Annotated in this window: 22 protein-coding genes; 14 read left to right on the forward strand and 8 right to left on the reverse strand. The window is 62.5% G+C overall.

Features of this window, described 5'->3' with window-relative positions:
* Positions 1 to 100: 100 nt before the first annotated feature.
* From wecB to MMB74_RS21990, 4 genes are all read right to left on the reverse strand, one after another.
* A complete protein-coding gene (gene wecB, locus MMB74_RS21975) occupies positions 101 to 1,294 on the reverse strand; it encodes a UDP-N-acetylglucosamine 2-epimerase (non-hydrolyzing) (RefSeq protein WP_277430774.1) in 1,194 nt (397 codons plus the stop codon).
* Positions 1,295 to 1,895: 601 nt separating this feature from the next.
* On the reverse strand, positions 1,896 to 3,422 hold the full coding sequence (locus tag MMB74_RS21980; RefSeq protein ID WP_277430775.1) for an aldehyde dehydrogenase family protein: 1,527 nt from the start codon (positions 3,420 to 3,422) through the stop codon (positions 1,896 to 1,898).
* Between the two features lie 209 nt (positions 3,423 to 3,631).
* Positions 3,632 to 4,909, reverse strand: coding sequence for a c-type cytochrome (locus MMB74_RS21985; RefSeq protein ID WP_277430776.1), 1,278 nt, complete (start codon positions 4,907 to 4,909; stop codon positions 3,632 to 3,634).
* A gap of 100 nt (positions 4,910 to 5,009) precedes the next feature.
* On the reverse strand, positions 5,010 to 6,737 hold the full coding sequence (locus tag MMB74_RS21990; RefSeq protein ID WP_277430777.1) for a methanol/ethanol family PQQ-dependent dehydrogenase: 1,728 nt from the start codon (positions 6,735 to 6,737) through the stop codon (positions 5,010 to 5,012).
* A 516-nt stretch (positions 6,738 to 7,253) separates the two neighbouring features.
* On the opposite strand from MMB74_RS21990, the gene MMB74_RS21995 reads away from it, so the two are divergent.
* From MMB74_RS21995 to pqqE, 8 genes are all read left to right on the forward strand, one after another.
* Entirely contained in the window at positions 7,254 to 7,481 is a 228-nt protein-coding gene (locus MMB74_RS21995; protein ID WP_277430778.1) for a hypothetical protein, read from the forward strand.
* 3 nt (positions 7,482 to 7,484) lie between these two features.
* Complete coding sequence (locus MMB74_RS22000) at positions 7,485 to 9,875, forward strand: TonB-dependent receptor (RefSeq protein WP_277430779.1); 2,391 nt, start codon at positions 7,485 to 7,487, stop codon at positions 9,873 to 9,875.
* A 223-nt stretch (positions 9,876 to 10,098) separates the two neighbouring features.
* Positions 10,099 to 12,099: a sigma-54-dependent Fis family transcriptional regulator gene (locus tag MMB74_RS22005; protein WP_277430780.1), complete on the forward strand. Its 2,001-nt coding sequence runs from the start codon at positions 10,099 to 10,101 to the stop codon at positions 12,097 to 12,099.
* 299 nt (positions 12,100 to 12,398) lie between these two features.
* Positions 12,399 to 12,473: a pyrroloquinoline quinone precursor peptide PqqA gene (pqqA, locus tag MMB74_RS22010; protein WP_175021319.1), complete on the forward strand. Its 75-nt coding sequence runs from the start codon at positions 12,399 to 12,401 to the stop codon at positions 12,471 to 12,473.
* A gap of 66 nt (positions 12,474 to 12,539) precedes the next feature.
* Complete coding sequence (gene pqqB, locus MMB74_RS22015; protein WP_277430781.1) at positions 12,540 to 13,463, forward strand: pyrroloquinoline quinone biosynthesis protein PqqB; 924 nt, start codon at positions 12,540 to 12,542, stop codon at positions 13,461 to 13,463.
* Positions 13,464 to 13,465: 2 nt separating this feature from the next.
* On the forward strand, positions 13,466 to 14,185 hold the full coding sequence (gene pqqC / locus MMB74_RS22020; protein ID WP_277430782.1) for a pyrroloquinoline-quinone synthase PqqC: 720 nt from the start codon (positions 13,466 to 13,468) through the stop codon (positions 14,183 to 14,185).
* Positions 14,182 to 14,463, forward strand: a complete 282-nt coding sequence (gene pqqD / locus MMB74_RS22025) for a pyrroloquinoline quinone biosynthesis peptide chaperone PqqD (RefSeq protein ID WP_277430783.1) — start codon at positions 14,182 to 14,184, stop codon at positions 14,461 to 14,463. The genes pqqC and pqqD overlap by 4 nt, the downstream gene beginning before the upstream one ends.
* 23 nt (positions 14,464 to 14,486) lie before the next feature.
* Positions 14,487 to 15,605, forward strand: a complete 1,119-nt coding sequence (pqqE, locus tag MMB74_RS22030; protein WP_277430784.1) for a pyrroloquinoline quinone biosynthesis protein PqqE — start codon at positions 14,487 to 14,489, stop codon at positions 15,603 to 15,605.
* Positions 15,606 to 15,655: 50 nt separating this feature from the next.
* On the opposite strand, the gene MMB74_RS22035 is transcribed toward pqqE, so the two are convergent.
* Positions 15,656 to 16,642 carry an aldo/keto reductase gene (locus MMB74_RS22035; RefSeq protein ID WP_277430785.1) on the reverse strand — a complete coding sequence of 329 codons (987 nt, stop codon included), beginning with the start codon at positions 16,640 to 16,642 and terminating at the stop codon, positions 15,656 to 15,658.
* Between the two features lie 13 nt (positions 16,643 to 16,655).
* Complete coding sequence (locus MMB74_RS22040) at positions 16,656 to 17,429, reverse strand: SDR family oxidoreductase (protein ID WP_277430786.1); 774 nt, start codon at positions 17,427 to 17,429, stop codon at positions 16,656 to 16,658.
* A 162-nt stretch (positions 17,430 to 17,591) separates the two neighbouring features.
* Here MMB74_RS22040 and MMB74_RS22045 point away from each other — a divergent pair, with 162 nt between their 5' ends.
* Entirely contained in the window at positions 17,592 to 18,524 is a 933-nt protein-coding gene (locus MMB74_RS22045; protein WP_277430787.1) for a LysR family transcriptional regulator, read from the forward strand.
* Between the two features lie 44 nt (positions 18,525 to 18,568).
* On the opposite strand, the gene MMB74_RS22050 is transcribed toward MMB74_RS22045, so the two are convergent.
* Positions 18,569 to 20,203, reverse strand: a complete 1,635-nt coding sequence (locus MMB74_RS22050; protein WP_277430788.1) for a choice-of-anchor Q domain-containing protein — start codon at positions 20,201 to 20,203, stop codon at positions 18,569 to 18,571.
* Positions 20,204 to 20,452: 249 nt separating this feature from the next.
* Here MMB74_RS22050 and MMB74_RS22055 point away from each other — a divergent pair, with 249 nt between their 5' ends.
* From MMB74_RS22055 to vapB, 3 genes are all read left to right on the forward strand, one after another.
* Entirely contained in the window at positions 20,453 to 21,676 is a 1,224-nt protein-coding gene (locus tag MMB74_RS22055) for a multidrug effflux MFS transporter (RefSeq protein WP_277430789.1), read from the forward strand.
* A 155-nt stretch (positions 21,677 to 21,831) separates the two neighbouring features.
* A complete protein-coding gene (locus MMB74_RS22060; protein WP_277430790.1) occupies positions 21,832 to 23,070 on the forward strand; it encodes a hypothetical protein in 1,239 nt (412 codons plus the stop codon).
* A gap of 198 nt (positions 23,071 to 23,268) precedes the next feature.
* Positions 23,269 to 23,499: a type II toxin-antitoxin system VapB family antitoxin gene (gene vapB, locus MMB74_RS22065; RefSeq protein ID WP_277430791.1), complete on the forward strand. Its 231-nt coding sequence runs from the start codon at positions 23,269 to 23,271 to the stop codon at positions 23,497 to 23,499.
* A gap of 498 nt (positions 23,500 to 23,997) precedes the next feature.
* Here the strand turns inward: vapB and MMB74_RS22070 are convergent, their stop codons facing one another.
* On the reverse strand, positions 23,998 to 24,210 hold the full coding sequence (locus tag MMB74_RS22070) for a BrnA antitoxin family protein (protein ID WP_277430795.1): 213 nt from the start codon (positions 24,208 to 24,210) through the stop codon (positions 23,998 to 24,000).
* Between the two features lie 295 nt (positions 24,211 to 24,505).
* On the opposite strand from MMB74_RS22070, the gene MMB74_RS22075 reads away from it, so the two are divergent.
* On the forward strand, positions 24,506 to 24,718 hold the full coding sequence (locus tag MMB74_RS22075) for an antitoxin MazE family protein (protein ID WP_277430792.1): 213 nt from the start codon (positions 24,506 to 24,508) through the stop codon (positions 24,716 to 24,718).
* Positions 24,715 to 25,038 carry a type II toxin-antitoxin system PemK/MazF family toxin gene (locus tag MMB74_RS22080; RefSeq protein WP_277430793.1) on the forward strand — a complete coding sequence of 108 codons (324 nt, stop codon included), beginning with the start codon at positions 24,715 to 24,717 and terminating at the stop codon, positions 25,036 to 25,038. Before MMB74_RS22075 ends, MMB74_RS22080 begins: the two co-directional genes overlap by 4 nt.
* Positions 25,039 to 25,356 lie beyond the last annotated feature (318 nt).

Genomic DNA, 25,356 nt, shown 5'->3' on the forward strand with positions numbered 1-25,356 from the left:
AAGACCGGACGACCCACCGGCTCGCGGATCGCCTCGATGGGCCACCCGTCGCGTCGATGGCGCAAACGGCCGGCGACGCCACGGCACAGCGGTGAGCGCGCTAGAGCGGCATGGCGTCCTCCAAGGCCTCGGTGGGCGTCGCGTAGGGCCGCGTGAAGCTCGCGAATTCGATGAACGGGCGGCCCGCGACAGCGGCGGCGATGCGCTCGGCTGCGTGGCCGTCGCCGTAGGGGCTGATCGGCTCGCACGGCGAAGCGCCGTTGTTGCACCGGTCCAGCAATGCGCGCACGCCTTGAACGATCGTGTCGGCATGCGTGCCGACGAGGCGCACGGCCCCTGCTGCGAGCGCTTCGGGCCGCTCGGTGACCTCGCGCATGACGAGCACAGGCTTGCCGAGCGCGGGGGCTTCCTCCTGCACGCCGCCCGAATCGGTCAGCACGATGGCGGCCCGCTGCATGAGCCGCACGAAGCCGAGATAGTCGAGCGGCTCGATCAAATGCAGGTTGGGCGTCGCGCCGATGCGCGCATAGGCCGGGCCCCGCACGTTCGGGTTCAGATGAATCGGATAGACGATTTGGACCTCGCCGCTGCGCGCAAGCGTGTCGAGCGCCGCGCAAATCGAGGCGAAGCCTTCGCCGAAACTTTCTCTGCGGTGCCCGGTGACGAGCACGATCGGCATCGCCTCGTTCAGTTGGGGCAAACGCGCGTCCAGCCGCTGGCGCAGCTCGGGGTCGGCGTCGATGCTCGCCGCCGCCATGTAGAGCGCATCGATCACGGTGTTGCCCGTCACGAAGATGCGCCCGGCGAGCGACTCGGTCATCAGGTTCGCCTTGGCGCTTTGCGTCGGCGCGAACATGAGATCGCTGATGGCGTCGACGATGCGACGGTTCATTTCCTCGGGCCACGGGCTCGACATATCGCCCGTGCGCAAGCCCGCTTCGACATGGCCGACCGGAATCCGGCGGTGAAACGCCGCCAACGCCGCGGCGCAGGCGGTGGTCGTGTCGCCATGCACGAGCACGCGATCGGGCCGTTCCTGCGCGAGGATGTCGTCGAACGAGAAGATCAGGCGGGAAGCGAGACCGTTCAGCGTTTGATTGGCCGTCATCAAGGCAAGGTCGTAACGAGGACGAATATCGAACAGCTCGAGCACTTGCTCGAGCATCGATCGATGCTGGCCGCTCACGCAGACGATCGACTCGAGTCCCGGCGTTTTATCGAGCGCTTTGATGACGGGCGCCATCTTGATCGCTTCGGGACGCGTGCCGAAAACGGACATGATTTTTGTTGCCATTGTTGATAATCCCCGATCCGTTCAATGCTTTATGCGTCGCCGAATAAAAATGGCTTTCGCACGCGGCGGGTCATGCGCATGGCGTGCGAATACAACCATTCGATGAAACCGTGACGAATGCCGGCGCTCGAATCGCCGCCGGGCGGGGCGCGATTCAGATCACAGCTCGCAATCGCGCCGAGGGGGAATTTTCCGAATTTTTGAGACTCGGCTTGCAAACAATCGTCAACCCTATAACCAAACAAACGTTAAGACGCATGGCGCCAGGCGGGCAAACGTTTTCGCGGTTTCGATTAATTCATGGCTCGAATCGAAACAGAATCTTAAAGGCGAATCGATTGAAGAGAGAAAAGCCGACTGCGGGCTGATATGACAATCGTTTTGAATTAGACAGTGCTCGGAATGCTTGAAATGTTCAGCGTGACCGCACGCATTGCGGTGGCCGAAGGGGAAGGCGGGGGGAAGAAGAACATCGGCGGCCGCCCTCGCCCGCAACGAGCTACGCCAAGGCGTAGCCGTTGCGGGGAAGCGGATGCATCGCTGCCGGTTGCCAGCCCGCCTAGCGCGAGCCGCAACCGTTCACGCAATCACCAACAAGCGCTCAGAAGAACCCGAGCGCTTCGGCTTGGTAGCTCACGAGCAAGCACTTCGTCTGCTGATAGTTCTCGAGCGCCTTCTTATGCGTTTCGCGGCCGATGCCCGACTGCTTGTACCCGCCGAACGCGGCATGCGCGGGATAGAGGTGATAGCAGTTGGTCCAGACGCGGCCCGCTTCGATCTCGCGACCCATACGGTACGCGCGCGTTCCATTGCGCGTCCACACGCCCGCGCCGAGGCCGTAGAACGTATCGTTGGCCAGTTCGATCGCTTCTTGCTCGTCCTTGAACGTCATCACCGACGCCACCGGCCCGAAGATTTCTTCCTGGAACACCCGCATCTTGTTGTTGCCGAGCAGCATCGTCGGCTGAACGTAGAAGCCCGTGCCCAGATCGGCCGCTGGCGTCGTGCGCGCGCCGCCGGTCAAGCATTGCGCGCCTTCGCCGCGGCCGATGTCGATGTACGAGAGGATCTTGTCGAGCTGCTGTTGCGAAGCTTGAGCGCCGATCATCGTCTGCATGTCGAGCGGGTGCCCTGCCTTGATCTGGCCCACGCGCGCGATGGCTTTCTCGATGAAGCGGTCATAGATCGACTCTTGAATCAGCACGCGCGAGGGACACGTGCAGACTTCGCCCTGATTGAGCGCGAACATCGCAAGCCCTTCCAAGGCCTTGTCGAGGAACGCGTCGTCTTGATCCAAGACATCGGCGAAGAAGATGTTCGGGCTCTTGCCGCCCAACTCGACCGTCGACGGAATCAGATTCTCGGCCGCGGCGCGCAGGATATGCTTGCCCACGGGCGTCGACCCCGTGAACGCGATCTTCGCGATGCGCTTGCTCGTTGCGAGCGCCTCACCCGCTTCCTTGCCGAAGCCGTTGACGATGTTGACGACTCCGGGCGGGAACAAGTCGCCGATCAACTCCATCAACACGAGCACCGACGCGGGCGTTTGCTCGGCTGGCTTCATCACGACGCAGCAGCCGGCCGCAAGCGCGGGCGCGAGCTTCCATGCGGCCATCAGCAGCGGGAAATTCCACGGGATGATCTGGCCGACCACGCCCATCGGCTCGTGGAAATGGTAGGCCACCGTGTTGTCGTCGATCTCCGAAATCGCGCCTTCTTGCGCGCGGATGCAGCCCGCGAAATAGCGGAAGTGGTCGACGGCGAGCGGCAGGTCGGCGGCCATCGTTTCGCGCAGCGGCTTACCGTTGTCGATCGTCTCTGCCACCGCGAGCAGCTTCAAGTTCTTTTCCATGCGATCGGCCACCGCGAGCAGCGCATTGGAGCGCTCGGTGGTCGAAGTCTTGGCCCATTTGCGGCGGGCCGCGTGAGCGGCGTCGATCGCAGCTTCGACATCGGCTGCGCTCGAACGCGGGATCCGGCAGAACGGCTTGCCGTTGATTGGCGAAACGTTTTCGAAATACTCGCCCGCGACAGGAGGCACCCATTTGCCGCCGATGAAATTGTCGTATTGCTTGCGATACGGGTACTCGACGTCCAAACCGAGCTGTTTCAGGTCAAACAGGTCCATTGCGTGTCTCCTTCGATCATGTATTCGAAAATTCGCGGCGCCGGAGCGGCCGCCCTATAAGGCAACAAGCATGCCAATTGAAAGACTCGGTACGCGCCATGAAGGCCGCCTCGCTGCTCGGCCGCACTCTGCTTCAATTTCGAACAATTCTGCCTCGCTCGCCTGGCGACTGTCGCAATTTGGGACAGTCGGGGCGAGCGATGCCGTGCTCACTTTGCCGACGTCGAGGCCAGCACCCCTTGCGCCGCGCTCAGCGGGCCGGCGTTCAGCGGCGTGGTCGAGGCCCGCGCCGCGTCTGCCGTCAGCTTGCTGCCGCTCGTCGGATAACCGTTCTTGTTCAGCAGAAACGCCATCAGGTCGGCGTATTCGCCGTCCTTGAGCTTTCCGGGGCGGTCGGCCGGCATGTTGGTCGCCATATAGTTATAGATGCCGCCGATGGTCAGATGGGAATTACTTGCGGGTGCAAACGCGGCGCCGCTCAGCGCGGGCGCGGTCACCCCTTGCATATCGGCGCCGTGGCACTTGGCGCAGTTCGCCGCATACAAGCGCTTGCCGTGCGCAACCTGCGTCCGGTCGAACGAAGGCGCGCCGGCGGCAGTCCCAGCCGCATCCGACACTTTCACGAAACGCCCGCGCATGCGATCCGAATCACGCACCGCGCGCAGCAAGCCGATGCGCGCGCCGCGAACGGGGCCATCGAGATAAGCAAAATCCGCCGCTTTCGCTCGCGCGTCTCGTATCGTGGCGGGCAGCATCCAGGCGCGCGTCAGCTCGGCCAGACGCCCGTCGGTTTGCATCGCGTCGAGCGCGGTGTCGACCTTGCGCTGCAAGACGTTCGCCCTTGCTTTGAATGCGAAGACGAGTTGCCAGTCGGAGTAAGGCGAGTGGGTCTTGCGCACATCGAATTGGCGGCCCGCGTGCGCCTTCTCATAGGCGACCACGGCTGGATACCAAACGATTGCGCGCCCCGCGCGGCCGCTTGCCACGGCGTCCACGGTTCGCTCGGGCGTGTTCTCGAGCACGAAGCGCACATGCTGCTCTTGCACGGCGATCAACTGCGAAGGACTGCCGTAGGTCGCAGCCACAATCTCGCGCGGCGCGATCTCGGATGCGCCGGAGCCCGTGCCGACGCTAACGTAGCTCGCGTTTAAATAACCCCGCGAGAACAGCATCTTGCCGTCGGAAGCATCGGCGGCGTGCGAGCGCGGAAAGCCCGCGATCACATCGCAATCGCGGCCGAGCGTCGCGTGCAGTTCCTTGAGCGAGACGCCATCGTCGTCGCCGCCCGCATCGCCGAACTGAACGAACGTGCTGTCGATGCCGGCCGCTTTGAAGGTCTCCTTCGCCACGAGCTTGTCGAGCGCCGCGGATGGGCTGCCCTTGAACGTGCAGATGCGCACGGGAGACGCAGCCGCGCTCGAGGAAAAGAGGGCAAGCGCTGCGGCGACCGATACGGCTGCCGCGCCAAATTTGAAGTGCGTGTTCATGATGGTGCTTTCGAAAGGCGCCGCACCGCATGCGACCGCCGTGCCTGGCAGGCGGTCGCGGCATGAGCCTAGCGGTTGAGCGCGGTAATGAAGTGACCGATCAGCCGTGGTGCAGGGCGAAGACGTACAGCGTTCCGCCGCGAGGCACCTTGTCGGCGATCTTCGCCATCGGGCCGCCCCAGATCGGGTTTGCGCCGCCGTAGCCGGCGAGCACGGCGACATACTCTTGCCCGTCCGCTTCGAAGACGGCAGGCTGCGCGACGATGCCGCTCGCCAATTGCGGGCTCTTCCAGAGCACCTTGCCCGTCGCCGCATCGAACGCATAGAGGTGGCCGTCGAGCCCGCCGCTGAACGCAAGGCCGCTTGCCGTGCTGGCCACGCCGCCGTTCCAAGGCATCTTGCTCCAGTGGCTCCACACCTTCTTGCCCGTGTTCACGTCAATGGCTTGCAATTCGCCGTAGCCGTGGCTGCCCGGCTCGGGCTTGATCTCGAAGCCTTCACCGAGGTACGGCAAGCCTTCCATGTAGCTCACGGATTTACCCGACAAGCTCATGCAAGCGTGCAACGACGGCACGAATGCAAGGTGCCGCTGCGGATCGTACGAAACCGACCACCAGTTCTTGCCGCCGAGGAAGCTCGGGCAGGTGTTGATCGTCGTGCCGACGTTCGGGTACTTCGACTTGTCCTCGATCGGCGCGCCGTCGCTCGTGTAGCCGGTGACCGACGTGGCCTTCACGAAGGCGTTCGCATAGATGAGCTTGCCCGTCGTGCGGTCGATAGCGTGGAAGAAGCCGTTGCGGTCCGCATGGATGATCGCGTCGTAATCCTTGCCGCCGTACTGAATGTTGGCGAGGATCGGCGTATTGACGCCGTCGTAGTCCCACGTGTCGTTACGCGTGTACTGGTAATGCCACTTGATGTCGCCCGTCTTCGGGTCGAGCGCGAGCAGCGAATCGCTGTACAAGTTGCTGCCCGGGCGCAGCGAAGCGAGCCACGGCCCCGGATTGCCCACGCCCCAGTACAGGGTCTTGGACGCCGGATCGTACGTGCCAGTCAGCCAGGACGCGCCGCCGCCGTGCTCTTGCATGCCGTCGGGCCAGGTGTCTCCGCCTTTCTCCTTCTGCGAGGGAATCGTCACGCGCTTCCAGAGCACATTGCCATTGTCCGGATCGAGCGCGGCGATGAATCCGCGCGCGCCGTATTCGCCGCCGGAATTGCCGACCACGATCGCGCCGTCGATCGCGAGCGGCGCGAGCGAAAACGCATAGCCGACGCCGGGATCGAACATCCGCTTCTTCCACGCCACGGTACCCGTTTGCGCGTCGAGTGCGACGACCTCGCCATCGAGCATGGCGATATAGACGTTCTTGCCGTAGAGCGCGACACCCCGATTGACCACGTCGCAGCAAGCATTCTTGAACGCCTCGGGCCCCAACTTCGGCTCGAATTTCCAAAGCGCCTTGCCCGTGATCGCATCGAACGCGTAGACGTTGTCTTTAGGAGTACTAACGAATAAGTACCGGCCGTTGACGATCGGCGTTGCTTCGAAGCCTTGCTTGAGTTCGGCGGGGAACTTGTAGGTCCAAGCAATGCCGAGCTTTCTCACGTTGGACGGATCGATCTGCTTGGCCGGCGAATGCGACTGGCCGCTGTAGGTGCGGTAGTAAGTCAGCCAACCGGGATCGTTCTGCGCGCCTGCTAACCGGTCGAAGGTCACCGCTTCATAGTCCGCAGCCGCGATCGAGGACTGCGACGTGAGGCCGACGGCCGCGATGGCCGCCGCGGCAAGCGCCGCGCGGCTCCAGGCCGAAACTGAACGTCTCTTCATGTATGTCTCCTGTGTCGGCGCAAGTCGTTGCTTCGCCAATCGGTCGCAACTCGTGCATCGGATCGAGCTGCGACCCTGTGCAACGCACTCGGGCCGCTCTCATGCAAGGCTTGGTTGGTCGATTTATCGCGGCGCGCATCGTTCGAGTCATGTCGCTCGATATGCGAACATTCGCCGCGGGCCACGCTGACGCAAGTCATATGCCATCGCTTCCAAAGCGTGTGCCCACGCGGGTTGCGCCGTCATGCGCATGCATCGAAGCGTCATCGGACGCGACAGCATGGCGTAGCAAGACGTTCCAATCTGAAACAGATCCGCCTCAAGGGTGTCGCGAAACGAAACACCTGGGCGCACACCTCGAGTCGGGATCGGGCGTGGGGCCTGTGTAGATCAAGCGATGTCATAGGGACGAAGACACTGCCCCATTAAGGGCGACCCGTTGGCACGGTTCTCGCGTTGAAGCGTGCGACGCCGCCAGGATTGGCGGCACATGAGACGCGGCGCAGGGAGGACATCATGAAACGGTTGCGGATGGTGGTGGACAAGTGGCTCGCGCCTGCCCCCGAGGCTTCGATCCGCGTCGAGCGTTGCGCCGCCGGCTCGCAGCGCAAGCATCGCGTCCGCGTGCAGGTGGACGGGCCGCGCGGCACGACTTCCCTGTACTTCTTCCGCCACGACGACGGCGCGTGGTACGTGTTCCCCCCGGAACAGAGTGGCATCACGATGCGCGTACGGGCGGCGTGACGCATGATGCGCATTGGCGGTTCTTCGTCCACCGCTTCGCTGCATCGCGGGCGTGCGCTCACACGACGCGAGCGCTCAGCCGGGCGTTTAGCGACGGCTGCATTGCTGGGATTGTCGTTCACGTATACGGCCAAAGCGCAAACGCCGAGCGTCATCGAGACGGCTAGCCCTGCCGCCCCGAGTTCGCCGAACACGTCGAATGCACCGAAGGCGAATGCAGCCGCGAACACGAGCGTCACACTGGCGCCGATCGTCGTGGTCGGCACGACGCCGCTCCTTGGCGTCGGCTTGCCGCTTTCACAGGTGGCGGCCAATGTGCAGATCGTGCGCACCGAGCAACTCGACGCGCAGCATCGCTCCACGCTAACCGATTTCTTCGAGAAGAACCTGCCGAGCGTGAGCATCAACGAGGCGCAGGGCAACCCCTATCAAGTCAACGTCAACTACCGCGGCTTCATTGCCTCCGCGATGCTCGGTGCGCCGCAGGGCTTGTCGGTCTTCCTCGATGGCGTGCGCATCAACGAGCCGTTCGGCGATGTCGTCAACTGGGACTTGGTCCCGCAAGCGGCGATCGACACCATCGAGCTGATGCCAGGCTCGAATCCGACCTTCGGCTTGAACACGCTCGGCGGCGCGCTCGCGATCACCACGAAAAACGGCAAGGACTACCCCGGCGGCGAGGCGGAAATAACGGCCGGCTCCTGGGGCCGCAAAACGGCCGAAGTGCAGCAGGGCGGCAAGCTCGGCGACCACCTGGACTACTTCGTCACCGGTAATGCCGCGAACGATAACGGCTGGGCGCAAAAGAACGCGAGCCGCGTGCGTCAGGCTTTCGGCAAGCTGCGCTACACCAGCGCCGATACGACGCTCGCGCTGTCCGCGGGCGGCATCGACAACGATCTGCTCGGGATGCAGACGATTCCGCGCTCGTTTCTCGGCGACCCGCGGCAACCCTATACCTTTCCCGATCAAAACCTGAACCACGCCGGCTATTTCACGCTATCGGGCGAGCACGATTTCAACGACGCCGTCCGGCTGAGCGGCACGGCTTACTATCGCCGCTTCGTCAACAGGAACATCAGCAGCAACAACAACGCGAACTTCGGCAAAACGCTGCCCGACGGCTCGATCGATACGCTGCAAGCGACGAACGTCGATTCCACCGTCGCGACAGACAGCTACGGCGCAAACCTGCAACTGACGTTGCTCGGCAAGCTCGGCGGCATGGACAATCAACTCGTAGGTGGCATCGCCGCGGATTTCGCGAACTCGAACTACACGTCGGCGTTGCAGGACGCGGCGTTCACGGCCACGCGCGCGGCAATCGGCATCGGCGACTACACGCAAAACGTCAATGCGAAAACCCACGACGCCAATCTCGCCGCGTATTTGCAAGACACGCTCTCGCTCACGAAGCAATGGGCGCTCACGCTCTCGGGCCGCTATGACTGGGCCAAGAAAACGATCGGCGACGAGAGCGGCAAACAGCCGCAGCTCGACGGCAGCCATGTGTTCTCGCGCTTGAACCCAGCGATCGGCCTGACCTGGCACCCGGCGCGCAGATTCACGGCCTATGCCACTTACAACGAAGGCATGCGCACACCCACCGCGATCGAACTGGCCTGCGCCGATCCGAACGCGCCCTGCTCGCTGCCCAATGCGTTCGTCTCCGATCCGGCGCTCGCCGCGGTCGTATCGAAAACGTACGAAGCCGGGGCGCGCGGCAAGATCGGCGCCGCGACAAGCTGGAGCGCCGCGCTGTACCGCACGACGCTCGTCGACGACATCCAGTTCATCAGCGCCCCGGCCACCGCCCAAGGGTACTTTCAAAACGTGGGCAAGACGCGCCGCCAAGGCATCGAGCTTGCGGGCCGCTCGCGCTTCGGGCCGCTCGGCATCGCGGCGAGCTACAGCTACATCGACGCGACCTATCGCTCGAACTGGGTCGCAAGCAGCCCGAGCAATTCGAGCGCGGACGGCAACGGCAACATCGTCGTTCACTCGGGCGACAAGATCCCCGGCATTCCCGCGCACACGGTGAAGCTGCGTCTGGACTACGCCGCCACGCCGAAATGGACGATCGGCGCCAACGCGACCTATCGCAGCGGCGTGTACGCCCAAGGCGACGAGAACAACGCCGACCCGAACGGGAAGATCGCCGGCTACATCCTGATCGACGTCGATACGGCGTACCGCGTCACGAAGCGCTTGCAAGTGTTCGCGACCGTATCGAACGTGCTGAACAAGCGTTATGCGAGCTTCGGCGCCCTCGGACAAAACTTCTTCAACGGCCCGAACCACACCTTCGACGGCTCGGCGCCCGTGAACGAAGCGTTCGTCGGACCGGGCGCGCCTAGAGGCGCATGGATGGGGGTACGCTATGCGTGGGATTGAGGCGACGCGCTCGGCGGCCCTGCGCACCCTCACTCGCTCTCCGGAATGGGGATAACCCCTGATACCGCCCGGCAGCCGTCGAGCGCATCGTACGAAATCGGCGCTCCCTAGACATGTTCTGACTGAAGCAATACGCGGCAGGTGCGGCGATCTGGCGCAGTTCTTGCTCTTATCGGTGACCGAAAGTGTAGGCCACGTGCCGACGCTCGCCCCGGAGGAGACAATGCGCAACCTTGTTCATCGCTCGCCGCAGCCCGTTGCGGCCGGCGAATCGAGCTGGCTCACGCCGTCTATACAAAAAGCCCACGAACGCTCGACGGGCTATGGCCTGACCACTTGCACACGGCCTGACTACGACGTTCTGCCTTCATCGGAGCTTTCGCTACGAGTCGAGCAGAGCCGCATCCTCTGCGCGCATGCCATGCCGGTGATGGAAACGCTGCGCGAGCAGATCGTCAATACCGAGAGCATGGTCGTGCTCACCGACGCGCAGGGACTCATCCTGCATTCGATCGGCGACGACGATTTTCTCGAACGCGCAGAGAAGGTCGCGCTGCGTCCCGGCGCGCAATGGTCGGAAGAAAAGCAAGGCACGAATGCGATCGGCACGACGTTAGCCGAGTGCAGCCCGACCGTCGTGCATGGCGATCAGCATTTTCTCGAAGCGAATCATTTCCTCACCTGCTCCAGCGCGCCGATTCTCGATCCCTACGGCGACCTCATCGGCGTACTCGACGTGACGGGCGATTACCGCAGCTACCATCAGCACACGATGGCGCTTGCCAAGATGTCGGTGCAGATGATCGAGAATCATCTGTTCGCTTGGACCTTTCGCGACACGCTGCAAGTGGCCTTTCACAGCCGCCCGGAGTTTCTCGGCACGCTCATGGAAGGCATCGCCGCGTTCACGGGCGATGGACGCTTCCTCTCGGCCAACCGCAGCGCGCAATTCCAGCTCGGCATGCCGCTCGCGGCGCTGCGCGCGCACACGCTCTCGTCGCTGTTCGGCATGACGAGCGCGCAACTGATCGACCGCATGCGGGCGAGCCGCGATTCGATGCTCTCGCTCAATCTGCACAGCGGCGCGGTCGTATGCGCAAATGTGACGTTCCGGCGCATGGCGGTGTCGAGCAGCGGCGTGCAGACCGAAGCGCGACGTCAAACGAGCACGAACAGCTACGCGAGCACGAGCGCTTGCGCGAACCCCGCGCGCGCGTTGCGCCTCGCGCAGCTCGATACGGGCGACCCGCAGATCGCGGCCGTCATCGCGAAGGTGCGCAAAGTCATCGGCAAGGATATTCCGGTGCTGATCACGGGCGAAACCGGAACGGGCAAGGAACTGCTCGCGCAGGCGATCCACTACGATTCGCCCCGTCGCGCCGGGCCGTTCGTCGCCGTGAACTGCGCATCGATCCCGGAGACGCTGATCGAATCGGAGCTATTCGGCTACGAGGAAGGCGCCTTCACGGGCGCGCGCCGCAAAGGCGCCGTCGGCAAGCTCGTGCAGGCGCACGGCGGCACGCTCTTTCTCGATGAAATCGGCGACATGCCATACCCGCTGCAGGTCCGCTTGCTGCGCGTCTTGCAGGAACGCGTCGTCAATCCGCTCGGCTCGGCCAAGTCGATTCCGGTGGACATCGCCATCGTCTGCGCAACGCACCGGGACCTGCGCGAGATGATCGCGCAAAACCGCTTCCGGGAAGACCTCTACTATCGCTTGAACGGCTTGGTCGTGAAGCTGCCGCCGCTGCGCGAGCGCCAAGACCTCGCCATCGTCATCGAGAAGATGCTCGAGCGCGAAGCGCTCACGGGCGGCGACGGCCAACGCTTGTCGGTGGCCCCCGAAGTGATGACGCTGTTCGAGCAATGCGCGTGGCCCGGCAACTTCCGTCAGCTCGGGAATCTGCTGCGCACCGCGGCCGCGATGGTGGAGAACGATGGCCAGATTCGCCGCGAACATCTGCCGGACGACTTCTTCGACGATCTGCAACGGCGCGACTCAGCGCCCGCCGCGACCACGCCCGCTGCCGCCCCGCCCGTCTCACAAGCGTCGGCGCCGAACGGCACCAGGCTGCAGGACGTCGCCGCCCAAGCGATTGCAACCGCGCTCGCCCGCCACGGCGGCAACGTATCGGCGGCGGCCCGCGCGCTCGGCGTGTCGCGCGCTACCATCTACCGCAACATGCCGCCCTCCGCCACGCAAAAGCGCAGCGGCGACGAGTGAGCCGGGGCCGCTTCGCCTCGCTCGTGCGTCGCACCGACAGCAGAGCTGTCGCAATTTGCGACACCGCTGTCGCCGAATGAAACAGTGTCCGTCGCAATGATGGGCCGGAGCACGCGCCGGCCCGCTCCGATTCCCCCACTCGCCGCCTGCGCGAATCTGTCGCCCCTCCCGGCCTACCGAGTTCATCGCATCGCATCGTGTTCGATACCGTGCTCGGCATACCCCTTGCTTAATCGATGCGACCGCAACGAACGCTTGCGGTTGAGCTTTCACCGACTCGATCAAACAAGGAGACAACCATGCAGTGGACTACGCCGACTTATACCGACTTGCGCTTCGGTTTCGAAATCACGATGTACATCGCCAACCGATAAGGAGCCGGCGAGCGCCGCGCATGAAGACGATGCTCTTCGCGCGCGGCCACTCCCGAGCGCATTGCCATGTTGATTAAGGTTCTCGGTTCCGGCGCCGGCGGCGGTTTGCCGCAATGGAATTGCAATTGCGCCAACTGTTCGCAGGCGCGTGCGCGCACGGGGCCGCTCAAGCCACGTACGCAGTCATCGATCGCCGTGAGCGAGAACGGCGACGATTGGGTGCTCATCAACGCATCGCCCGACATACTGACCCAACTGCGCGCCCACGCCGAATTGCAGCCGGCTCGCGCGCTGCGCGACAGCGGCATCGCCGCCGTCATGCTGTGCGATGCGCAGATCGATCACGTGACGGGTCTGCTCATGCTGCGTGAGCGCACGACGCCGCTGCCGCTGTATGCGACGCAGCCCGTGCTCGACGATTTGTCGAGTGCATTGCCGCTCGTTCCCCTGCTGTCCCACTACTGCGGCGTGGATCAGCACGCGATCGCTTTGGGGGAGCCATTCACCATCGCGCCGCTCACCGGCTTGCGCTTTACGGCGATCGCGATCGACAGCGCGCCGCCGCCCTACTCGCCGCATCGCGGCTCGCCCGTGACGGGCGACAACGTCGCCTTCGTGATCGAAGATGTCGCCACCTCGGCCACGGCGTTCTACGCACCGGGCCTTGTGCGCACGTCGCCTTCGATTCTGGCGGCGATGCAATCGGCGCGGCTGGTGCTCGTGGACGGCACCTTCTGGACCGATACGGAGATGATCGATCTGGGCCTATCGAGCAAGCGTGCAGCCGAGATGGGCCATCTCGCGCAGTGCATCGTCAACGGCGAACCAGGCATGATCGACCTGCTCGACTCGCTGCCGAGCGCCACGCGCAAAGTGCTGATTCATATCAACAACACGAATCCGATTCTCGATCTTCGTTCCGATGCCTACGCGATCGTGCGTGCGCACGGCATCGACATCGCCGAAGACGGAATGGAACTGCAGGTATAGCCGTGAACGAGACCTCGCTTACCCCGCCGCTGCACGAAACGCCCTGGACGCACGAACAATTCGAAGCGCAATTGCGCGCGCTCGGCGCGGGCTATCACATCCACCACCCGTTCAACGTTCGCCTCAATAGCGGCCGCTGCTCGCCCGATGAAATTCGCGGATGGGTCGCGAACCGCTTTTATTACCAGATCAACATTCCGCTGAAAGATGCCGCGATCATGTCCAATTGCGACGATCGCGCCACGCGGCGCCGGTGGGTGCAACGCATTCTCGACCACGACGGCTATGGAGACGACGCGGGCGGCATCGAGGCATGGGTGCGGCTGGCCGAAGCCGTGGGCATCGAGCGCGATCGCTTGTGGTCGTTGACGCAGGTGACGCCCGGCGTGCGCTTCGCCGTGGACGCCTACGTCAACTTCGCGCGACGCGCCCCATGGCAAGAAGCCGTCTGTTCGTCGCTGACGGAAATGTTCGCGCCGCAGATCCACAAGGACAGGCTCGCGGGCTGGCCCGACCTTTATCCTTGGATCGCCGCGCCGGGGCTGCAGTATTTCCGCAGCCGCATTCCGCTTGCCCAGCGCGATGTCGAACACGGCCTCGCGGTCACGCTCGACTACTTCAAGACGCCCGCGCAGCAACGGCGGGCGCTCGACATACTTCAATTCAAGCTCGACATTCTCTGGTCGATGCTCGATGCGATCGAACGGGCGTATTCGTCATGACCTATACCAACGCCGCCGGGGGTGCGCCGCTGCGCCCGCGCCTTCGCCCGATCTTTCGCTTGCAGTGGGAAGCGGCACAGGACTCGTACGTGCTGCTTTATCCGGAGGGGATGGTCCAGCTCAATCCGAGCGCGGGCCAAATCCTCGTGCGATGCGACGGCACGCGGGAGCTCGATGAAATCATCACGGAGTTGGAAGACCTGTTCAACGCTTCCGACCTCGCGCCCGACGTATACCGGTTTCTCGATCACGCGCGCCAACGCGGCTGGGTCGACTGACGAGCCCTATCCATCGCACCGCCATGAACGAGACCGTTTCCGCTTCGCCGCCGCTGTGGTTGCTTGCCGAGCTCACCTATCGGTGCCCCTTGCACTGCGCGTTTTGCTACAACCCGGTGGACTTCGCAAGTCACGGCCCGGAACTCGATACCGATGCATGGCGACGCGTCATTGCCGAAGCACGCGCGCTCGGTGCGGCGCAGATCGGGTTTTCCGGCGGCGAGCCGCTCGTGCGCGACGATCTCGAAGTGCTGGTGGCGCATGCGCGCACGCTCGGCTACTACACGAATCTGATCACTTCCGGCGTCGGGCTGAATGAAACGCGCATCGCTGCATTGAAGGAAGCGGGGCTCGACCACATTCAACTCTCGTTTCAGGATTCGACGCGCGAGCTCAACGATTTCCTCTCTAGCACGCGCACGTTCGAATTGAAGCGCAATGTCGCGCGTTTGATCAAAGCATACGGGTACCCGATGGTGCTCAACTGCGTGCTGCATCGATTCAACCTGCCGCACGTGGCGCAGATCATCGAAATGGCGCTCGATATCGGCGCCGAATACCTCGAGCTCGCCAATACGCAGTATTACGGTTGGGCGTTGCTCAATCGAGAGCAACTGATGCCGACGGCCGAGCAATTGCGCGAGGCCGAGGATACGGTCAATCGATATCGAAAGCTCGCCGGGGACCGCTGCAAGATCCTATTCGTCGTCCCGGACTATTTCGAGCAGCGCCCGAAAGCCTGCATGAATGGATGGGGCTCGGTGTTTCTCGGCATCGCGCCCGATGGCGCCGCGTTGCCTTGTCATGCCGCGCGGTCGTTGCCAGGATTGGATTTGCCCAATGTGCGAGACGCCTCCGTAGCGGACATCTGGTATGGAAGCTCGGCGTTCAACGCATTCCGGGGCGACGACTGGATGCGAGAACCGTGTCGAAGCTGCGACGAGCGCAGCGTCGATCACGGCGGTTGCCGGTGCCAGGCGTATTTGCTAACGGGCGACGCGCGCGCAGCCGATCCTGTTTGTTCGAAGTCGCCACATCACGGCGAAGTCGAGCGGGCGGTCACGCTCGCGCGGCGCCGGCCCGGCGGCGACGAGCGCCCGCTTTTGTTTCGGAGCATGGCGGCGTCGCGCGGGCACGATTAAGGCGGGTCAGCGCTGGTTAGCGTTCGGTCTTCGGCTTTCAGAGAACGCCGTCACCACTGGTGATGGACATAGGGCGCGATTTTCTCCAAGTACAACGCGCGCAACGCGGCCATCGCGGCATCGGTCAGCGGCGGCAAATCGCTTGCCGCATTGTTGGCCTTGGCCTGCTCGGAGTTCTTGGCTCCGGGGATCACGGTCGTAACGCCCTCGTTCATCAAGATCCAACGCAGCGCGAATTGCGCCATGGTCACGCCCTGCGGAACGAGCGGCCGGATTTCGTCGACGGCCTTCAGCGCGATGTCGAACGGCACGCCTGCGAACGTCTCGCCTTTGTCGAAAGCCTGCCCCTCCCGATTGAAGTGCCGATGATCGTCGGCGGCGAACGCCGTATTCGCCGTCATCTTGCCGGTCAGCAGGCCCGAGGCGAGCGGCACGCGGACGATCACGGCGACCCCTCTTGCGCGTGCTTCGCGCAAAAACAGATCGCCAGGACGCTGCCTGAACACGTTGTAAATCACCTGCACCGACTTGACGCCGGGGTATTCGATCGCCTTCAGACCTTCCTCCACCTTTTCGACAGAGACGCCGTAATGGCGGATCTTCCCCGCTGTAACCATGGCGTCCATCGCCTCGAACACTTCCGGCCGGTAGTACACCTCGGTGGGTGGGCAATGCAGTTGCACGAGGTCGAGACATTCGGTGTCGAGATTCTTCAAAGACCGGTCGACGAACGCGTTCAGATTGGCCGCCGTGTAGCCTTGCGCCACATGCGGGTCGAGCCGGCGGCCCGCTTTGGTGGCGACGAAGGGCTTGGCCCCGCCTCGTTCCTTGAGCACGGCCGCGATGATGCGCTCGGAGCGCCCATCGCCGTAGACATCGGCCGTATCGATGAACGTCGTGCCGCTATCGAGCGCCGCATGCAGGGCCGCCTTTGCATCGCTTTCCGATACGTCGCCCCACGAACCGCCGATCGCCCACGCCCCGAAGCCGATCTCCGAAACGCGTTGCCCTATGTTGCCAAATGGCCGTTGATTCATTGTCTTTCCTCATTCAAGGCATCAGTTGCCCGCCATTCACTTCGATGATCTGGCCGGTGATATAGCCCGATAGGGCGGGAGAAGCGAGAAACAGAAACGCGCCGACACACTCCTCTGGCGAGCCTTCTCTTCCCATTGGCACCGACGCGGTTTGCCGCGCAAGCAGCTCCGGCGGCGTGTATTTGTCGTGGAACGGCGTCAGGATGAGACCGGGCGCCACCGCGTTGACTCGGATGCCATCGCCCACGAACTCCTTGGCATGGCCGCGCGTGAGACTGCTCACGAAGCTTTTCGAGGCGCCGTAGAGGACGGCGCCCGCGCCGCCCCCCGTGCGTGCGGCCACGGATGAAGTGTTGATGACGTATCCTGCCGCCGCCTTGAGAAACGGATGGGCCGCGACGGTCGCCTCCCACACGGAGCGGGCGTTCAGATTGATCACCTCATCGAAATGACCGGGCGGCATTTGCGTCGATGCAATGCGCCCGAGCATGCCACCGGCATTGTTGATGAGGCCGTCCAGGCCGCCGAGCATGTGCGCCGCGGCCTGCACGACGCGCGACGCAGCGCCGGGCTCGCCCAGGTCGCCGCGAAGCAGTTGAATGCGTTCGGGGCATTCGGCGCGCAGCGCTTCGGCGGCCGCCTCGCTCCGGTTGAAGTGGGCCACGACATGCGCGCCTTGCGCCGCGAATGCGCGGGCCACCGCGGCGCCGATCCCCGTCGACGCGCCCGTGACGAGAACCTTGGTGCCGTTCAAATCGCCGATCCGCATGTGCTCGAAGTTGGGCATACGTTTCCTCTTCCTCTGAAAAAGGGTTCGTTCACCGCCGTCGCAGGCGTCGCACCTTGCCAGCACGGCATCGGCGCAAAAGCAAATGATTGCACGGCGTAGAATGAACCGGATTCACTGGGTTATTGAACAGCATTCACCGTTCACCATTCGCCATTCACCATGAGCAAACCAGACCGGATCGACTTCGCGGATCTGAAGTCTTTTCTAGCGATCGTCAGGTGCCGCAGCTTCAAACTCGCCGCGATCGAACTGGGGCAAACGCCATCGGCCGTCAGCCACGCCATGCGGCGGCTCGAAGATCGCCTCGGAGCAAAGTTGCTCAACCGAAGCAGCCGGTCGGTCTCGCCCACCGCGGTGGGCCGTGACCTCGCGGCGCGGTTGGAGGACGGGTTCAATCTGATCGGCTCCGCGCTCGAAACGTTCGAAGCGCCCGGCACGGCGCGACTCGGAGAAATCCGCCTGAACGTGTTCGCGGATGCAGCGCATTTGTTGATCGCCCCGGCGCTGCCGGAATTTGCGCGCATGTGCCCCGACGTGCGCTTGACGGTCGTGGTCGAAGACAGGCCGATCGACATCGTGGCCGAGGGATACGATGCGGGCGTGCGCTACGGGCACTATGTCCCGGAAGACATGGTGGCGGTGCCGCTCACGGGGCCGCAGCGATGGGTCATGGCGGCATCGCCGGACTATCTCGAGCGACACGGCTCGCCTCGCAGTCTCAATGACTTGGCTAGCCACACGTGTCTTCAACTGCTGCTCGGCGACAACTCGAGCTATCGATGGGAAGTCAATGACGGCGGCGAGGCGCGGCGCATGCGGGTGCCCGGCTTACTGACGATCAACGACACGGCCACGACGATCAGCGCATGCAAGGCGGGCTTGGGGATCGCGTATGTGCTCGAGGCTCGCATCGCCGCTGAACTGGCGCAAGGGGAACTGCAGGTCGTGTTGAAGAAGCACGCGTTCGCCGAAGACCCGTTTCATATCTACTACAGCAGCCGCCGTTACAAGCATCCGGCGCTGATGACATTGATCGATATCGTGCGTCGACAGCAGTCGCTTCCGAAGCTGCCCAGAGGTGCGGCGCGCTGATGCGCGGCTTGTGCCGGCCATCCGAGATGGCCCGGAATCCACGCTTACTGCTCGTACGCCCCGATGTCGACATTCGCCCCCTGAATGCGCGGATTGCCGGCGAAGTCCACGGTCCCCAACACGGACGAACCGAGGTTGATTCCGGCGCTCACGGCGGGCGAGCTTGCCGCCACATGGAAATTGGGGCTGGTCAAGCTCATATAGAGCGGATTGGCGAACAAGGAATGTCCCTCATTGGCGGAGATCGAACGATAAGCCGCGAAGCCGGTGATCGACGCACCCTTCCAATACCAGGCGCTGGCAGCCGCTCCGCCGGTGGAGAAGTACAAGTTGTAATCGGCGTCGACATCCGAAGAACTCGCAATCCCGGTGACGAATTGGTTCTGCGCACCGGCATACACGATGTTGTTCTTGAAGAGGTTGTTCGTCGAGAAGTATTGGATTTGGAACTCGCCCGAGCCCGTGTTCTGCGTATCGTTGTCGTAAAGGGAGTTGTTGACGAAGTTGCAGTGATCCGTGCCGCCCCGGCTCGAATCGTATCCGCCGATGGTCAGACCCGACAGATTGTTCGCATAGATGAGGTTGCTGCGCACGGTCACATAGCTGCTGAGCTTGCTGGCGTGTTCGCTGGCGACTTCCACGCCGAAATCGGTGTTGTGCACGACGTTGCGCTCGATGGCCACGCGCGTGCAGCCATCGCAGTAAATGCCGTCGGCGCCAAAGGAATTGCCGTACGCCGGATTCCCGTACGCCGTGATGTTGTAGACGGTGTTGCCGCTGATCGTGCCGTCGCGGGCCAGGTCGGTGGCGGTGCTGCTCGACACGCCTTCGAATCCGATGGCGTCGATGCCGATGTTGTTGGTGTCATGAATGACGTTGTTCGTGATCGACCAGTCCTGGACGTTACCGTCGACAGCGAGCGATTCACTCGAACCTAGTGTGAGGTGATCGATCTGATTGCCGTCGATCGTCAGTTGGCTGATGGCGGTCGTCGCATTGCTCCCATAAGCCGCCAGCCCCATGGCGTTTGCGTTCGTGCTCTGCGCCGTGTTCGCGATGTGGTGGATGTGGTTGCTCAGGATTTGGATGTTAGTGCTGGCGCCGGTGATCCATACGCCCACGGGAACCCGGGCTGTGCTGGCCGTGGAGTAGTTGCGGATCTCGAGGCCTACGATCTTGATGTAGCTTCGATCGATGATGTTGAAGAGCCCGCTCTGTCCCGAAGGGGGAACCAAGCCTGTTCCGTCGACGATGGCCGTTTCGCCGGGATAGTTCTGGAAGGTGATGTAGCCGCCCGAGGCCGAGCCCGAAACATTGATGGTGACGGCCTCTTTGTAAGTCCCCCCGCGGATGTACACCGTATCGCCGGCGTGCGCCGTGTTGGCCGCGTGTTGGATGGTGCGCCAGGGAGAGGTGCTGGTGCCGGGGTTGGCGTCGTTGCCGCTCGTCGAGACATAGTGCGCGGAAGCCACCAAGGTTGCCGAACTGGTGTTCGGGCTGGTGCTCGAACTCGTGCTACCGGTGCTGCTGGAGATGCCTGAATTACCACTCCCCGTGTTCGATACGCCGGAGGTACTGCTACCGCTCGTTGCGACATCGGACGAGGAAGCCCCCCCGCCGCAGGCAGCCAAAAGAGCTGCCAGAGCCACGGAAATCACCGTGAACGGACGCATCGACATGCGTGCTTCCTTATTAGCATGAGTTGCGGAAATTGCACGCGCGGGCGCCCGCGCGTTGGCACAGGATAAACGAGCCGTGTGAACAATGCGGAAGAAAAGGATGGAAAGTTGTTAGGATTTGTCACTGCGCTGGCCGGTGCTGCCCAAGAGCAAGCTTGCCCGCGACTCACTACAATAACGGGCAATTCGCATGTTCCCAGCCGTTGGCCATAAGCGCCGGCGGACCGTTGCCCCGCTTCCGACGCCGTGATGACTCCCGATATATCCGACCGCGTTGCCGCTATCGTGCGGCGCCCGAATTCGCCTCGCTTCCTGTTGTTTCTCATTTGCTTGTTCTCGTCCGCGGGGCAACTGGCGATCGACATCTACGTGCCGGCGCTGCCCGCGATGGCGCGCTACTTCGGGACATCTCCGCAGGCTATCCAATCGAGCGTGTCGGGCTACATGGCCGCCTACGCGCTCGGGCAATTGATATTCGGGCCGATCGCCGACGCGCACGGGCGCAAGCGCGTGCTCGCCTTCGGACTCATCGTCTACACGATCGGCTGTGCGTTGTCGCTGGCGGCGCCGAACCTCGAAACGTTCATCCTCGCCCGCTGCCTGCAGGGCTTCGGCATCGCGGCGACGAACTTGCTGGCGAAGGCGATCATCACCGATTCGTTCTCGGGCCAAGCGTTGATGCATGCGTTCACCTACATGGCAATCGCGTGGGGGCTCGCGCCGATCGTCGCGCCGGTAATCGGTGCGCATCTGCAAACGTGGTTCGGTTGGAAGTCGTGTCTGGTTTTCTTGCTCGTTTATTCGCTGGCCATGTTGGGCGTGCTCTGGCGCTATCGTGAAACGCTGCCGTCACCGGTGCGCCTCGAGCCGCGCACGCTGTTGAAGAATACGGCGATGGTGCTGTCGAACCCGGTATTTCAAAGCTGCTTTCTCGCACAGGGTCTTTGCTACAGCATCTTGCTCGTTTTCAACATCGTCGGGCCGTTCATGGTGCAGAACACGCTGCACGAGCAGCCGACGTTTTTCGGCTATCTGGCCCTCGGCATTGGGCTGATGTACTTTCTCGGCGGGCTCTCGAATCGGCTTCACGGCCCGCGATTGCCGAGTGCGGAAACGCGGCTGCGCGTCGGGTCGCAGGTGATGGTGGCCGCATCGATCGTCATGGTCGTGCTCGCGTTGACGGTGGGGCTGCGAGTCTGGACGCTCGCCGTGCCGGTGCTCGTGATGGGCCTGTGCGCGGGTGCGATGTACCCGACGCTGATGGCGAAGGGCAACTCTTTGTTTCCCCATATCGCCGGTTTGACGAGCGCGATTCTCGGCTGCGCGTTGCTGCTCGTGTCGTCGGCCATGATGGGGCTCGCGGGCTTCGTATCCATCCATGTCCTGCTGCCGCTCGCCGTGTTTTTCCTGTTGCTCGCGGTTACCGTAGTGGTGATGGTGACTAAGCTGCTGAGGTATTTGGGGCAGGCTTGAGCGCGCCCGAGTTTTCACCGAAATGTGGCAATATCCGCGCACGGCGCCATTCAATAAGAGCGCGCGCGACTACAACTACCTGACGGGGGATCGGCATGCCTGTAAAAATCTTGCAGTGCGGATATATGTCCGGGGACACCTATGCCGCGGCCGCCTTGCTGGCGGCCGACACGACGGCCCGTATCATTCTGGTCAAGGATACGAGGGCCACGGGCCAATACGCGGATAAAAGCGGGCTGATTCAAAAGATCTACGGCGAAAGCGGCGTCATGGGGCGCGTCCATGTGTTCGATATCACGTCCGGCGATCTGCGCGTGAACGATTTTTGGCAACTTTATAAAGACGCCTACGCGACACATAGGGCGGCGCCGCAGCGTGGTCCCACCAACGCGAGCAAGCTCTATTACGATCGGATGCCGGTCGGCTGGCCGCGATCGATCACTGCGGTCACGGGACTGCTCGCGTCGAAGTGGGAGACCGACCCTGACGGCACGAGTGCGGCTATCGCCACCGCGTGGAAGGTCGGCAAACTGCCCACCGAGCAAAAATTTGCTTTGTACGGGTACATGGGCCGCAAGTTTCAAAAGAATAATTTCGACATCAAACCCAACATCGTCGTGTTATGGAGCCGACAAAGCGGCAAGCGCGGCGGCGCTCACCCCGAACTCGACTCGAGCTATGCGGGCATTCGCCAACTTGCGCGAGCGTTCGTCGCTTGCGGCAAGCCTGTAACGGTGTTGCTGGCCGGCGACGAGCGCAACGACAAGCTGAATGATTTCGCGAACCTGCCGGGCATGGACGACGTGATCAGCGTATCCGACATGTGGGAAGATCCGGTCTGGAAAGAGCAGTTCGGCAGCGCCAAGTTTCTCGCGCAATTTGCTTTTTATAAGTATCTGGCGGAGGAGTACAACGTCATCCACATCGGCATGCGCAGCGGGATGCTCGAATCGATGGCACTGCTCGGCATGAAGACCTTCTATCTCGAAGGCGCCGGCTCCGGCTCGTCGGGGCGGATGGTTGGATTCAGCAACGCGGGCATCACCTATTCCCGAATTGTCATCGGCGAAGCCCCTGGTATCACGGGCCGGATTTCCGAGCGGCGCAAGCTCTATACGAGCGAGGCCCTGAACGAGCGCATCGACCAGCGCGCCCGCGTCCATTGGGACCGCAATGGCTTCTGGGACCTTTTCGGAGATTCCGATTCGTCCAACTGGGCGGCAGTCAGTTACGCGAAGGCCGATCTACTCGGGAGCCCACGTCGAGATTCGTCATATTACCGGACTGATCAATGGGCCGAATTAGAGAAGGATATGGCGAGCATGCGTGGCTTTACCAAGAAGGACATCACCAATATTTTCGATGCGGTGGGACCGCTGCTTAAAGACGCCTGAGTTTGCGCTTCGACGTTCGGTGAGAAGTCGAGTGGCAGATAAGCCGCGCAAGGTCGGGCGCACTCGACGGTCCTGCGACTATGCGAGGCGACGGGCGAAGCACCTGCCGCGAGTCGACCAAGCGGGGCTGAACATTTGCGAGCGTGAAGATGGGCGCCGTGTCGGCACTGAACTGGCGCATCAACAGAGGAGGCTATTGTGGAGCAAGGTGCCGTCTTCAAAAGCAATCGCGGCCAGGCGATACGCCTGCCGAGATCCGTAGCGTTTCCTGACGATGTGAAACAGGTTGACGTGGTGGCCGTCGGCCGCACGCGCATACTTGCGCCCGCTGGGGAGTTATGGGATAGCTGGTTTGCTGGGGAAGGGGTAGGCCCCGATTTCATGCCCGTACGCGAGCAGCCTAGCGATCAGGAGCGCGAGGGGCTGTAATCAGCCGTGACCTTGATGGGGCGACTGACGACGCAGAAGTCCGCATGAAGAAGTCTGGCGGTCGTCGAAGGCTTTCCACAGCCCAGCTAGATGTCTTGGCGTATTAACCACCAGGCAGCCATGCAAAAAACGGCAAGACAGTCGGCCCCTACGACCAGATGATCGCCGGACATGAGAGATCGCAGGGCATGGTCTTGGCAACGAATAACCGTCAAAAATTCGAACGAGTGCCGGAATTGCGGCTTAATGACTGGTACTTGCTGCTTGGGGAGCGCATTCGGAATAGGAACGCGGCGGCAGATATGGCGCGCCCGGCTGGGATCGAACCAGCAACCCCTGCCTTCGGAGTTTTGTCTACGCGCAGCGATCCCCTATAAATCAATCCCTTGCGCAGCTCGCAATCTGCAAAACCAAGGCTAACCAAGGTCAAACAAGGCGGCCCCAGCGTGCCCAAACTGTAATTTCACTGTACTGCGCAACCTGCAGACGAGCTGTTCTCTAAGCGAGCTTGTGGGTTCTGAGCCAGTCCTTGAGCGCCGCGTTCATGCGCGTCTGCCACCCACGTCCCGTGGCTTTGAAGGCTTCGAGTACTTCGTCATCGAGCCGGATCGTCGTTGCGGTCTTGTGACTGCCTATGGGCCGTCCACGTCCACGGCGCACCAGCTTGTCCCCGATATATTCGTCCGCCTGCTCAAAAAATTCGTCGGTCAGCTCCGGCGCGTCGTCCGGATCAACTCACTCGGTATGCGAAGCGCGTTTGCTCACGGTCATTTGCTTTGTGATGGTTGAAGATGATCGATCAGGCCACGGGCGGAATCTACAGGACCGTCAATGACACGAGGGACGTGATCGACAATCGACTTTGTGCGTCAAGAACTGGGGATTTGGACGTGCTCCGACGTCGACGGTCAGTGATCGGAAAACGCGCGGTCAGGCTCTCCCAAACAGTCGGCTTGACATGTTACATGTAACGCGTACAATGCGTTACATGTAACCGGAGAAAGCCATGCCAGCCACACTTACCGAACGCGTGCGAGCACATCGTGAAGGCCTACGGGCTGCAGGTCTACGCCCGATCCAAATATGGGTTCCCGACACGCGCCGCTCCGGGTTCGCAGAGGAGTGCGCCCGTCAATCGCGGGTCGTCAGCGAGAGCAAGCCGGAAGCCGAGATGCTCGATTTCATCGAACAGGCCGCTGACTTGGACGACTGGCAATGAAGCGGGGAAGCATTGTGACGGTCGCCCTCCAAGGCGATTTCGGCAAAGGACGACCGGCGCTAGTCGTGCAATCCGACTTGTTCGCCGGTCATCCGAGCGTTTCAGTCTTATTGGTATCCAGCGAGCGTGTCGATGCTCCATTGATTCGCATCGACATACAACCGAGCGAACAGAATGGCTTGCGGGACCGCTCGCAAATCCTTGCAGACAAGATTTTCACCGTGAAGCGCGAAAAAATAGGCGGCGTCATCGGCCAAATCGAGGATGACCTCATGGTTGCGGTAAACCGCGCGATGCTTGTGTTTTTGGGCCTCGCTTGACGGGACGGAAAAACCATCAGCGAGAAACGTCTCACATCGACTCCCCTTCGAGCGCCTTCGCCCACGGCGCGATCTTCAAAGAGACGATTTGAAGCATCCTGGCCTGTAGATTGTCAATTTCGATGGCCGCCCGAGCGACAACAATCCTTCGGGTAGCAGTCTTTCGTGAGGCAACGCGCGCCGTCGACTAGCAGGCTGTTGAAGTATCCCCCTCGCAGCGCGACGGTAGCTTTCTCAAGAGCTGCTGCGCCGACTTGGGGGTGTCGATTTGATGCTGAATTTCCTTAATTCGGGCCGATTCGATGTCGTTTCCTCGCC

Source organism: Trinickia sp. Y13, from assembly GCF_029522115.1.
Taxonomy (GTDB): domain Bacteria; phylum Pseudomonadota; class Gammaproteobacteria; order Burkholderiales; family Burkholderiaceae; genus Trinickia.